The sequence below is a fragment of the Vibrio sp. CAU 1672 genome, assembly GCF_029223195.1.
Taxonomy (GTDB): domain Bacteria; phylum Pseudomonadota; class Gammaproteobacteria; order Enterobacterales; family Vibrionaceae; genus Vibrio.
Genome location: NZ_JARHUF010000017.1, coordinates 50,633 through 63,048, shown reverse-complemented (window position 1 = coordinate 63,048; position 12,416 = coordinate 50,633). Strand labels below are relative to the sequence as shown.

The 12,416-nt window shown below is 47.2% G+C and carries 10 protein-coding genes and 1 other RNA gene; 4 read left to right on the top strand and 7 right to left on the bottom strand.

Annotation, left to right across the window (positions count from 1 at the left end):
• The first annotated feature begins 14 nt into the window (after positions 1 to 14).
• Together P2G85_RS15175 and P2G85_RS15170 are read left to right on the top strand one after the other, a co-directional pair.
• Positions 15 to 3,122, top strand: a complete 3,108-nt coding sequence (locus tag P2G85_RS15175; protein WP_275864907.1) for an HsdR family type I site-specific deoxyribonuclease — start codon at positions 15 to 17, stop codon at positions 3,120 to 3,122.
• Positions 3,122 to 3,838 (top strand): SprT family zinc-dependent metalloprotease, encoded by a 717-nt coding sequence (locus P2G85_RS15170; RefSeq protein ID WP_275864906.1) that lies wholly within the window; start codon positions 3,122 to 3,124, stop codon positions 3,836 to 3,838. Before P2G85_RS15175 ends, P2G85_RS15170 begins: the two co-directional genes overlap by 1 nt.
• A gap of 7 nt (positions 3,839 to 3,845) precedes the next feature.
• Here the strand turns inward: P2G85_RS15170 and P2G85_RS15165 are convergent, their stop codons facing one another.
• The 3 genes from P2G85_RS15165 to smpB all read right to left on the bottom strand — a co-directional run bounded on the left by P2G85_RS15165 (position 3,846) and on the right by smpB (position 6,165).
• Positions 3,846 to 5,084, bottom strand: coding sequence for an integrase domain-containing protein (locus P2G85_RS15165; RefSeq protein ID WP_275864905.1), 1,239 nt, complete (start codon positions 5,082 to 5,084; stop codon positions 3,846 to 3,848).
• Between the two features lie 159 nt (positions 5,085 to 5,243).
• Positions 5,244 to 5,611, bottom strand: a transfer-messenger RNA (tmRNA) gene (ssrA, locus tag P2G85_RS15160).
• Between the two features lie 68 nt (positions 5,612 to 5,679).
• Positions 5,680 to 6,165 (bottom strand): SsrA-binding protein SmpB, encoded by a 486-nt coding sequence (gene smpB, locus P2G85_RS15155; protein WP_275864904.1) that lies wholly within the window; start codon positions 6,163 to 6,165, stop codon positions 5,680 to 5,682.
• 118 nt (positions 6,166 to 6,283) lie between these two features.
• Between smpB and P2G85_RS15150 the strand changes: the two genes are divergently transcribed.
• Both P2G85_RS15150 and P2G85_RS15145 read left to right on the top strand, forming a co-directional pair.
• The gene (locus P2G85_RS15150) at positions 6,284 to 6,727 is read left to right on the top strand and encodes an SRPBCC family protein (protein WP_275864903.1); all 444 of its coding nucleotides are present in this window, start codon (positions 6,284 to 6,286) and stop codon (positions 6,725 to 6,727) included.
• Positions 6,717 to 7,076 carry an RnfH family protein gene (locus tag P2G85_RS15145; RefSeq protein ID WP_275864902.1) on the top strand — a complete coding sequence of 120 codons (360 nt, stop codon included), beginning with the start codon at positions 6,717 to 6,719 and terminating at the stop codon, positions 7,074 to 7,076. Before P2G85_RS15150 ends, P2G85_RS15145 begins: the two co-directional genes overlap by 11 nt.
• A gap of 63 nt (positions 7,077 to 7,139) precedes the next feature.
• Here the strand turns inward: P2G85_RS15145 and P2G85_RS15140 are convergent, their stop codons facing one another.
• The 4 genes from P2G85_RS15140 to P2G85_RS15125 form a co-directional block, all read right to left on the bottom strand.
• Positions 7,140 to 8,402, bottom strand: a complete 1,263-nt coding sequence (locus tag P2G85_RS15140; RefSeq protein ID WP_275864901.1) for an erythromycin esterase family protein — start codon at positions 8,400 to 8,402, stop codon at positions 7,140 to 7,142.
• Positions 8,403 to 8,619: 217 nt separating this feature from the next.
• On the bottom strand, positions 8,620 to 8,979 hold the full coding sequence (gene bamE, locus P2G85_RS15135) for an outer membrane protein assembly factor BamE (protein ID WP_275864900.1): 360 nt from the start codon (positions 8,977 to 8,979) through the stop codon (positions 8,620 to 8,622).
• Between the two features lie 232 nt (positions 8,980 to 9,211).
• Entirely contained in the window at positions 9,212 to 10,876 is a 1,665-nt protein-coding gene (gene recN / locus P2G85_RS15130) for a DNA repair protein RecN (RefSeq protein WP_275864899.1), read from the bottom strand.
• Between the two features lie 168 nt (positions 10,877 to 11,044).
• Entirely contained in the window at positions 11,045 to 12,226 is a 1,182-nt protein-coding gene (locus P2G85_RS15125) for a DUF3103 domain-containing protein (RefSeq protein WP_275864898.1), read from the bottom strand.
• Between the last annotated feature and the right edge of the window lie 190 nt (positions 12,227 to 12,416).

The window sequence follows — 12,416 nt, the reverse complement described above, 5'->3', positions numbered from 1 at the left end:
GAAGGATTTGATTTGTGAGTAACGTTGGCCAAAAAGAGCGTATTACGCAAGATCGCGTGGTGCGATTTTTTAAAGATGAACTGGGGTATGACTACCTTGGGAACTGGATTGATCGTGATAACAATCGCAATATCGAACGGGATCTATTAATTGAATGGTTAAAAAAACGAGGTGTTAGTGAAGCACTCATTAATCGAGCGCTGCGCAAACTGGAATCACAGGCGTCACTTGGTGAGGGTAAGAAGCTTTTTGATGCCAACAAAGAAGTCTATCGCTTATTACGCTATGGGATAAAAGAAAAGGAAGGCGTTGGAGAGCAAAATCAAACGGTATGGCTGATCGATTGGGAGAATCCTGAAAACAACGACTTTGCGATTGCAGAAGAAGTCTCAGTGAAAGGGGAAAACAAGAAGCGCCCTGATATCGTGCTTTATGTAAACGGCATTGCGCTAGGGGTGATTGAGCTGAAGCGTTCTTCCGTTTCTATCAGTGAAGGTATTCGTCAGAACTTAGATAATCAAACGAAAGACTTTATTCGTAACTTCTTCACAACGATGCAGTTAGTGATGGCTGGTAATGATTCGCAGGGGTTACGTTATGGCACTATTGAGACGCCAGAAAAGTACTACCTAGAGTGGAAAGATGACCAACCGCAGGTCCATGAAAGCCTGCTTGATAACCATATTGCCCAGTTCTGTAACAAGCAGCGTTTCTTGCAGATTATCCATGACTTCGTTGTTTTTGACTCGGGTGTGAAGAAAACCTGCCGTCACAACCAATATTTCGGTATTCAAGCAGCCAAGCGACACATCAAAAAGCGTGAAGGCGGCATTATTTGGCATACGCAAGGCTCAGGTAAGAGCCTGACAATGGTATGGCTTGCCAAGTGGATTCGTGAAAACGTCTCAGATTCCCGAGTACTTGTAATTACTGACCGTACTGAGCTTGATGAACAAATTGAGAAAGTCTTTACCGGTGTTGATGAGGGTATTTATCGCACCAAGAGCGGTGCAGATCTGATAGCGACATTGAACGAACCTAATCCGTGGTTGGTTTGTTCTCTGGTCCATAAGTTTGGTCGCTTCGGGGAGTCAGATGACGACGCGGCGACTGAAGAGTTTATCGAAGAAATTAAAGCTAACCTCGGTTCAGATTTTCGCGCCAAAGGTGAACTGTTTGTTTTTGTTGATGAGTGCCATCGAACTCAGTCAGGGCTCTTACACGATGCGATGAAAGCTGTACTTCCTGAAGCGATGTTTATTGGTTTTACCGGTACGCCGTTGATGAAGAAGGACAAGAAAAAGTCTTTGGAGGTATTTGGCCCCTATATCCATACCTACAAATTTGATGAAGCCGTTGATGATGGCGTTGTCCTTGACCTTCGCTATGAGGCGCGAGATATCGACCAGCACTTAACGTCAGAGAAGAAAGTAGACCAATGGTTTGAAGCTAAGACTAAAGGTTTGTCTAGCATCGCAAAATTTCAGCTTAAGCAACGATGGGGCACGATGAAAAAAGTGCTCTCCAGTCGCTCTCGTCTGGAAAAAATTGCTCAAGATATTTTGATGGATATGGAGATTAAGCCTCGTCTTATGGATGGTCGAGGTAATGCAATGTTGGTCTGCTCCAGTATTCATCAGGCGTGTACCATTTATGAAATGTTCACGAAAACGGACCTTGCTGGAAAGTGCGCAATTGTAACGAGTTACCAACCTACAGCAGCCTCAATCAAAGGTGAGGAAGCTGGTGCTGGGCAAACCGAAAAGCAATTTAAGTATGATTGCTACAGGAAGATGCTAGCAGACTACTTTGAGCAACCTGAAGACAAAGCCGCATCTCGTGTAGAAGAGTTCGAAAAAGAGGTCAAAAAGCGCTTCATTGAAGAGCCAGGTCAAATGCGTTTGCTTATCGTCGTGGATAAGCTCTTAACGGGATTTGATGCTCCTTCTGCCACTTATCTCTACATTGATAAGCATATGACTGACCACAACTTGTTCCAGGCCATTTGTCGAGTTAATCGACTCGACGGCGATGACAAGGAGTATGGTTACATCATTGACTACAAAGACCTTTTCAAAAGTCTCGATAAGGCGATTACAGATTACACCGCAGAGGCGTTGGGCGGGTATGACAAAGATGATGTTGCGGGCTTGCTGAAAGACCGCCTCGTTCAGGCTAAGGAAGATTTGGATAACGCGCTAGATACCGTTAAGGCTATCTGTGAGCCTGTTAAAGCACCTCGCGACACTAAAGACTATATCCACTTCTTCTGTGGCGTATCAGGAGACAATAAGGATGACTTAGGTGAAAAAGAAGCGCTGCGACTGACACTTTATCAGGCGGTGGCAAAGCTTCTTAGGGCTTATGCAAACCTTGCCAATGAGATGAGCCAAGCCGGATATACCGATGAGCAAGTGAAGTCCATCAAAGAAGATATTGTACATTTCGAGAAGGTTCGAGATGAAATCAAATTAGCAAGTGGTGATCTGCTCGATATGAAGCGTTTTGAACCTGCTATGCGTCAACTATTGGATACCTATATTCGGGCCGATGAAAGTGAAACCTTGATGGATTTCGAAGAATTGGGACTTATCGAGCTGATCGTTAAAAAAGATGGAGACGGCCTAAATCAATTGCCCAAAAACTTGAGAGACAACGAAGGGGCGATGGCAGAAGCCATTGAAAATAACGTCCGTAAAACCATTGTTGATGAAAATCCGGTAAACCCAAAATACTATGAGCAAATGTCAGTTTTGCTTGAGGAAATTATTGAACAGCGTCGCCAGCAGGCTATCAGCTATCAGGAGTACCTGGAAAAGATAAAAAGCCTGGCAGCAAAAGTAGTCAACCCAAGTGCAAACAAATCGAACTACCCTGGCTCAATTAATACTGCTGCGAAGCAATCGCTTTATGACAACTTAGGAAAAGATGAAGAGTTAGCTGTCAACGTTGATGAAGCTGTGATGACCACGAAAAAGGCAGACTGGGTAGGTGATCGCTTCAAGGAGCGAGAAGTTGCAAATGCGGTTCGAAAAGAGATTAAAGGGAAAAAAATTGAGGGTCAAGAGATAGACCTTTTTGATCTGATGAACTTGATCAAAGCGCAAAAGGAATATCAATAATGTCGAAACTTACCATTAGTGGTATGGAGCTGACTGTTAATCGAAAGGACATCAAAAACCTGCACATCAGCGTTCTTCCACCTGATGGGATGGTACGTGTTTCGGTGCCATTGAAAATGAGCGAGCAAGCGATTCGTTTGGCAGTTATTAGTAAGTTGGCCTGGATAAAGAAGCAAAAAGCGGAGTTTGCTAGTCAACTGCGTCAATCCGATAGGGAGATGCTCTACGGAGAGAGTCACTATCTGTGGGGGCATAGATATCTACTCGATATTGAGTTCAGCCAAGGAAAGCACTCTGTTGTTAAAGCATCCTCTAAGAAGCTTCTGTTGACGGTGTCTGAAAAGACAACCCACGATAAACGCTTAAAACTTTTGAACGACTTTTATCGTCAAGAAGTTAAAGATCACACCGAGCAATTGTTAGAGAAATGGCAAAGAAGGCTAGGTGTGGAAGCTCTCGATTGGGGCGTTAAAAAAATGAAGACTAAGTGGGGGAGCTGTAATATCAGCAGCAAGCGCATTTGGCTAAACTCAGAGCTTGCCAAGAAACCGCCAGAATGCCTTGAGTACATTCTCCTACATGAGTTAGTTCATTTGCTTGAACGGCATCACAATGAGCGCTTTAAGGCGCTCATGGATAAACATCTACCAGACTGGCGCGAACGTAGAGATTTACTGAATCGCCTACCGCTCGCGCATGATAGCTGGGAGTATTGAACGGCAGTTATATTACTTTCAGCTGCCTAGTGCCTGTCACGGAGAGGCTGCCTTTGGCGGCCTCTTCGATATGCTCGCTCCACCAACTCATTATTTTTTTTCGCCTTTCTAGATAGTCTGCACGGTTGTAGGCGCGGCGTACTTCATTTTTGTCACAGTGGGCCAATGCAGCTTCGATCACATCGGAATCGTGACCTTGCTCATTGAGAGTGGTACTGGCTAGTGCTCTAAGTCCATGAGATACAAGACGGCCACCAAAGCCCATGCGCTTTAGTGCCATGTTAGCGGTTTGGTCATGGGTATGCGTCTGTGGATTTCTATCAGATGGGAAGATGAATTCACGATGAAAGCTAATTGGCTTCATGACTTCCAGTAGAGCTAGTGTCTGCTGGGTTAACGGTACGGTATGCTCTTTACGCTTTTTCATTCTCTCAGCAGGAATTATCCATAGAGCGTTATCGAAATCTATTTCTTCCCAACGAGCACCTGACGCTTCACTTGGGCGAACCATTGTGTGCAGCTGCCACTCAATGAGGCAACGAGTTGTGCGTTTTATGCTGGCATTGTTGATGGCCATCATAAGGCCCGGAAGTTCCTCTGGTCTCAGTGTTGGCATATGCTTTTTCTTAGGAGCTTCAAAAGCTGCTTTAATGCCGATCAAACGGTTAGCATCAACTAAACCTGTATTAACGGCATAAGTCATGATTTCGTTTAAACGCTGTGATAGTCGTTTAATGGTCTCTAAGTTGCCTTTGTGAGCTAAAGGTTTCATGGCATCAATAGCGTGCTGTGGTCGTAAATCATGAATTGGGATGGTCCCAAGAGTAGGGAAAATATGCAGTTTTAATGAGTTCCAGATGTCGTCCGCATAGTCGGGCGTTACTTTTTTCTTTTTAAGCACAAACCAGTCTTTGGCAACAACTTCAAGCGTTGTTCTATGCTTTGCTGCTTGAGCGGTGGCTTTCTCGACTTTGTGTTCTTTGGGATCAATGTCTTGAGTGAGTAGCTTACGGGCTTCATCTCGTTGGGCTCTAGCTTCTGCGAGAGAGATCGTAGGGTATACACCAAAACTCAGACTGGTACGTTTTTTGGTGTGAGGACGGTAGTAATCAAATAGCCATAGCTTGGAGCCGTTAGGCTTAACTCGTAATGCAAGTCCTTGTCCATCGGAAAGGTTATAAACTTTTTCCCTAGGCTTGGCCTGTTTGATTTCAGTGTTGGTCAGTGGTTTAGTCGTCCTTGCCATAGTAGTACCAATCTGCTCACTTTTTGTCGGTACTACTAAGCGTACTACTAAAAATTGGAGCTGTCGATGACATCAAGAGACGTTAGGAGACGGGTAAGTTGTTGATTTTGATATTGCAGAAAACAAAAAAGACGTCCTGAGACGTCTTTTTCTTTGATTTGGTGGAGCTGGCGGGAGTTGAACCCGCGTCCGAAAACCTTTCATCATTGGTACTACATGCTTAGTCGATCTTTAATTTCGCCACCCACCTGCGAACCGACACGCTAATGAATGACTAGCCTGAATTAGAATTCGCCGTTCATCTCTCAGGCGGGAGAATCCGGGCTAGCGCGTTTGGGTTTGATCTCTCGTGATTCCCCGTCTTACGTGCGGAAGCTAGGGCGAGAGAGCTCTGAGCAGGTTATTAAGCTGCTAGTGCGTAGTTTTCGTCGTTTGCGACTATTTTTTTGCGGTTTATTAACGAGGCCTACCGCACCTCGGCATGCACCTCAGACTTCTGAATTCCCGTCGAATCCTAAATCAGCCCCAGAGGTAATATTCGCATAGTAACAGAAAAGCTTTCGCTGTCCAGTACTATGCGTTTAAGTGGTCAAGATTAACGCAGCGAACTCTTCATTACGCGCGCTTTTTCCCGAGCCCAATCTTTTTCTTTCAGATCGGTACGCTTATCGTGCAGCTTTTTACCTTTTGCTACGCCGATCTTCATCTTCACCCATGAGCGAGACCAGTACAGAGACAGCGCCGTTAGCGTCATGCCTTCACGGTTAACTCGGCCGAGGAGGTTATCTAACTCTCGGCGGCTCATAAGGAGTTTACGCACACGTGTAGGGTTCGCCACTACGTGTGTCGATGCCTGATTCAGAGGAGTGATGGTCATGCCACTCACAAAGGCTTCACCGTTACGTAGGAATACGTAACTTTCAGAAATATTGGCTTTACCTTGGCGAAGGGCTTTCACTTCCCAGCCTTGAAGCTCCAAGCCGGCTTCAATTTCATCTTCAATGAAATATTCGTGGCGAGCTTTTTTGTTCAGCGCGATAGTATTGCTACCCGCTTTTTGTTTTGATTTTTTCTTTGCCATAATAGCGCCATTATACGGGTTGGATTTCGGTTAGGAAATCCTTTTATTTGCGCAATCGGTGAATAAAAGTAAAATTGCAGCAAGCCTTTAACCAGTACGCGTATCGATAGGAGAGTGTATGAAGCAAGTCAGCCGTTCTGCGTTGGTGTCTTTCAGTGCAGAGCAGATGTTCGATCTGGTCAATGATGTCGCCAAGTATCCGGAGTTTTTGCCGGGCTGTTCTGGGTCGCGGATCATTGAAGTTTCGGGTGACGGGATGGTGGCTTCTGTCGATGTGGCGAAAGCGGGGATCAGCAAAACCTTTACCACGGCCAATGAGTTAGAGCCAGGCAAGTCGATAATGATGAACCTGGTGGATGGCCCGTTTAAAACATTGCGTGGCGGGTGGTTTTTTACCGCACTGGATGAGCAGGCGTGTAAAGTGGAACTGAAACTGGAGTTTGAGTTCTCCAGCAAAATGATTGAGATGGCGTTTGGTAAAGTGTTCAACGAGCTGGCCAGCAATATGGTCAACGCGTTTACCAAGCGCGCAAAACAGGTGTACGAGTGCTATGAGTATTGAGTCGGATATGATCCACGTTGAGGTGGTGTACGCGCTGCCTCATGAACAGCGGGTATTTACTTTGGTGGTGAATAACCATGCCACGGTAGAAGAGATCATCCGTCAGTCCGGAGTGTTAGAACTCTACCCTGAGATTGACCTGAACAAGAACAAAGTCGGGGTATTCAGCCGTAATGTTAAGCTGGATGCCATGGTACGCGACCGGGATCGGATTGAGATTTATCGCCCGTTGCTGGCTGATCCCAAAGAAATTCGCCGCAAACGCGCGGAACAGGCAAAAGCGTCAGGTTCGGCAGATCCGGTTACCGGTGGCAAGCCCAATGCCCTGCGTAAGGGCAATGCGTCGTAGCCAGAAGGCTTACTGTTAAGCAAAAACCTCCCATTGGGAGGTTTTTTTTGTGTCAGCGCAGGCTCACCTTGGAGAGTCAATGCTGCTCGGTGTTTCAAAACGGGTATAAATAATGCCATCAGCCAGTTCCTGGCTGGTCTCGATTGGTTGGTAAATGATCGATTTCGCTTCGGGCATGTCGGCGATATCTGCCATTTTGATAAACGCCTGGTCAATCCCTTCGTTTGCCAGTAGCTGTTCGACACTGTGTTTATCATGACTAATATACATCGGTTTGGATCGCTCACTCAGATCGGCTTCCAGCGGCGTGATATGGCCTTCTGCGAACGCATGGATCAAGCTGTAGACGTTATCGGGATCGGTCATTGTTTTCAGATGTGAAAATGCGCCGATACTGTCTGGCCACGAGCCAACGTAGGCGCTGATGTGAACATTGTGCCCCCAGGCGAGGATCCGTTGCCCGGGAAACCACTCGGTTTGCAGCCAGCGCAGGTTATCTGCCTGCATGATCTCATTGGGATTAAAGGTGTCGAACCAACGGTCTTGGACGTGGGCTTGCATGCTTTTGACCACCTGTAGCCAGAATGTCGCGTATTCACGGAAATCTTTACGTTGTTCCGGTGGTGGCAAGACTTGTTCAGCCTTCATCTGTGACAAAACTTCTTTTAGCTCAACCAGTTGGCTAATGAAACGTTTTTTTTCTTTAGTATCAGGTTCAACAAAGTACCACGGGCACATCATGGCCTGGCCGCTGGAGATGAAACCGGGCCAGTCGAGGCTGAGCAGTTGGTGTTGTTCAATGAAGGTCTGCATTTCCGGTAACATCACGCTGCAGGCCGGATCGCTGCTGTGGCGCCCGTCAAAGGCGACCAGGATCAGAGGGTCATCGGTAAAGGCCTGTTGTTCGACATAGCGGTACAGCGGATAGATTTCCGGGGTTTCCGCATACAGAAACATGAAAGAGTACAGCATAGCGTCTCTTACATTGGTGATCTCTTTATCCTGCAGGCGTTGCCAGAGCCGCAAGCCGTCATACAAGCCACTCTCCATCGCCAGCACGTCGATGTCGCCAGCCTGGTGCAGGTATTTGGTGATCCTTGATTTTGCTTTAAAGCCTTTTGCTCCGCCGTGTGTGGTTTCTCCCAGACCGATAAACGATTTACCCATGACCGCCTGGTGGATGGGCTCAAGATCCGAGTCATCCGGATGATCAAACTCCAGGCTTTGAATGTGGGAGGTGACTAGCGAGGTTTCTGACGAGCTGTCATTGCAGCCACTTAGCAATAGGGTTAGGGGTAAGAGGAGACTCAAACTACGGGCCTTCATGATATCGTTCCTTTTGAAAACAGGGGCGAAATAAGGCTAAACCTTTGATTGTAGTTAACAAATCTGATTGTGATTGAATTGAGAGCTGATTCAAGTGCGGCTGATGAAAGCCTCGATGCATATCATGTGCTTATGTATTGTTGGTGTGGTATTGGCGACATAAAAAGACCTCTGCGAGCAGAGGCCTGTTTGTTGAATACGGATTTGTGTTGATGGATTACTGGATTTGTTCGTAGAAGGCATCACTTTTCGGAAAATCGCCATTGATATCGGCGAGGGTGCCTTGGTCATTGAAATTCACCACCAGGTCTTTCTGGATTGGATCGCCATGGCCTGGGGTGTGGTGATAGATGTAGTACCAGGTGTTTGGGTAACCATTTTCAATCAGCATTGGCGAACCAAGCACGTAGCGAACCTGGGCTTTGGTCATGCCAAATTTTAGTTGGTCCACGGCACTCTGTTCTACATAGTTACCTTGGTTAATATCAATTCGATACACCAGTTTTTCTAATACCGAACATCCCGTCAGCAACGTCATTGCTAATGGTACGGCAACTAACCACTTCTTTAATTGCATAATAACTTCTTAGTAACCTTCAAAATACTGCGCTGATAATAAACAAGCTCGACGCAGATGTAAAAAGCTCTGTGTCAGATGCTAGTAAGTGAGACCACGATTTTTGAGTTGAGTTGCATTTATTTCGGTATCGGGCGGGAATATTGGGCTGAGCTGGTAGCGGTTGAGGTTTGCGGCTGGCTGAACAAAGGCCAGGGGCAGGGGAATGCTCCCCTGCCTTAAAGTGGGAGGGTTAGGCGGCAACCAGTAACTCTTTAGCGTTGGCCAAAGTCGAGTCGGTGATCTGGCTACCCCCCAGCAGGCGGGCAAGCTCTGAGACGCGCTGCTCATTATTCAGCTGGCGCATCTGGGTTTCGGTTTGTCCGCCTTTGGTGTGCTTGGCAACAAACATTTGCTGGTGGCCACAGCCAGCGACCTGCGGCAGGTGGGTGACACACAGCACCTGGGTTGATTCGCCCAGTTGGCGTAACATTCGCCCGACTACCGCGGCGGTCGGGCCGCTGATCCCGACATCCACTTCATCGAAAATCAGACTTGGTGTATCGATTTTTTGTGCGGTAATGACTTGAATAGCCAGGGATATCCGCGATAATTCCCCCCCCGATGCGACTTTGGCGATCGGCTGCAGCGGCTGGCCCGGGTTGGTAGAGACCAGAAAGCAGGTGCTGTCGATGCCAAGCGGCGACGGTTGTGTCTCATTTTTACCAACTTCAATGTGGAACTGGGCTTTTTCCATGCTGAGTTCATGCATACTCTGGGTGATCAGCTTATTCAGCTCTTTGGCGTAGCGGCAGCGTGATTTATGCAGCTTTTCAGCCTGGGTCAGGAAGGCCTGGTAGTGTTGCTCAACTTCTTGTGCCAGCTCATCCAGTTTTTCATCTGAACAGTCCAGCGCCTCAATCTGAGCGAGTAGTTCTTGATGATGCTGGTAAAGATCCTCTGGCATCACATGGTGCTTGCGCGCCATGGACATCACTTTTGAGAAACGTTCTTCGACATAAGCCATCCGCGCCGGATCCACATCGATGCCATCAAGGTAGCTGCGTAACTCATTTTGGGTCTCTTCCAATTGGATCATGGCTTCGGCCAGCATATTGGGTAGTTCAGCCAGTTTTTCATCCAGCTCCGCTAATTGGATCAGGGAGTGATTGGCTGATTGCAAAATACCAAGCGCATTAACCTCTTCACCTTCGTAAATAAGTTCGAGGGCTTGTTGGCAAGTGGTGGCAAGTTCCCCGCTGTTGGACAGCCTTTTGTGCTCGTGTTCAAGCTCGGCAAATTCTTCTTCACCTAACGCTAACTCATTCAGTTCTTTGATTTGGTATTCAAGCAGTTGCTTCTGAGCCTGGTTTTGCTGGCTGTTGGCTTTGAGTTGCTTGAGGTTGTTGTCGGCCTGGCGCCAATGCTGATAGGCATTGCGGGTATTTTTCAGCAGGTTCTGGTGACCGGCGTATTGATCCAGCATCGCCATTTGATGGTCACTTTTCATCAGTTGGTGATGGGCGTGCTGGCCATGGATGTTGATCAGCAGTTGCCCGAGTGACTTAAGCTGCGACAGCGGAACCGGACTGCCATTGATAAAGGCGCGTGAACGGCCCTCTTTGGTGATCACCCGGCGCAGAATGCATTCGCTGCCATCAAACAGATCGTTGTCTTCCAGCCAGCGTGTGGCATGCAGGTTGTTATCGAGTAAAAAAGCGGCACTGACTTCGGTTTTTTCTTCCCCTTGGCGCACCATGCCGGCTTCGGCACGGCCACCCAGACAAAGGCCAAGCGCATCAATCGCGATGGACTTACCGGCACCGGTTTCACCGGTGATGGTGGTCATGCCCCCAGACAGTTCGAGCTGTAATGACTTCACGATGGCAAAATTGTTAACACTTAAGTGAGCCAGCATTTTTATTTACCTGTATAACTGAACAATACTGTATAAGAAAACAGTATATACTGTTTCTTTATACAGTAAAGTCAACAGGGTGTTTTTTTGTGAGGGAGGTGGTTTTTTGGTCGTTGGGGAAAGAAAATGAGCCGTACCAAGTGGTTGCGGCTCATTAAATCTGGCTGGCTATGGACGAGTAGGGTTAATCTCCAGTGGCTCAAGTGTGACTACGGCATTAGCGCCTGCCCCCGGATGGTCAACATAAGGTGTGTCTTGCATCAGGGTGTAGTAAACATCGACAAAGTCATCATCATTGGTGAGTACGCCATCCGGAATCGCATCAATGATTTTGTTGGTGATCTGAGGAATGATCGCATAAGCCTGAACTTCTGGGTCGGGGATGGCTTTCATTACTTGTTCTGCAACCTGAACCAGCAGTTTCGCCAGCTGTTTGTAGTCTGTGCCGTCATCTTGTTCCATCAGGATGATGTCTGCCGCTCCCCAGCGGTAACGAGACCAGTGAATGACAATCTGATCAGGGTAGTAATCTTTGTTGTCGTAATCCAGGTATGGCATTTCGACTAGATCCAGGGTGGGCTCATCCCGGCTCGGGTTAACTCCGGTTACGATGGCATAAATCTCTGCCTTGCCTGAGATCCAAGGTTCTTGGTCATCTGCCAGGCGAATTTTCTTCAATTGGGTGGTCTGAATCGGATTCGCTGCTGATGCTGGCGCTAATGCCATGCCTTTTAGTGGTGACTCTTTATGGTATGGCTGGATCATCGCCGCCTGGCCAAGCTGGTGCATTTCTGCCTGCATAGCCTGTAAGCCAGCTTTTAGCTCTGCTGAGCTGTTATTGTCGATAACCAGTACCGGCACGTCCGGCAGTTGATAAACATCCAGTTGATGAATGTTGCCGTAAACGTCAAATGCTTCAATGTATTGCCATTGCTCATCATCACCATTTGGTTCGTAAGCGAACAAAGGCGAGATATTCCCCTGCTGCCATGCCGGTAGCATCGCTTCATTGGCCAGGCGGATCTCTAACAACTCATTTGAGTATTCAGCTATCCCTTTCCAACCGCGGATGAGTGTATCTGCCTTGAGCATTTGTTGGCTCAAAGGTGACTGAGAGTTTTGGGCAACAAATTTTGACAGCGGAATATTAGTTTGTCCGGCAGTAATATCGTTGCGCAGGGCTGATTCAAGCTCGGCATAATTGTTACTCAAGGATTGGGCAAGCGCCCGTTTGGTATTGCTGATGTCTTGTGCTTTGGCATTAGAAATCGTGGTGGTTTGAGTGTCCTCTGACTGGCAGCCAACCATCACTAATGTACTGAGAATAGACAGGATTATAGTTTTTCTCATCGCTTTGCCCTTGGTAGGATTATTATTGTTAGAGTTTATACTCTATTCCTTGCCAGAGTATCACTGCCAAGGAGTCATTCAACCGGTGTATAGAAGTTCGTTAGACTTTTGCCCAGAGGTTCAAACTTTTGGTTTGTTTGGGGCGGGGCTGTAGAGAAAGCAATATGTTTGCAGATAGGTAAGCAGGCGG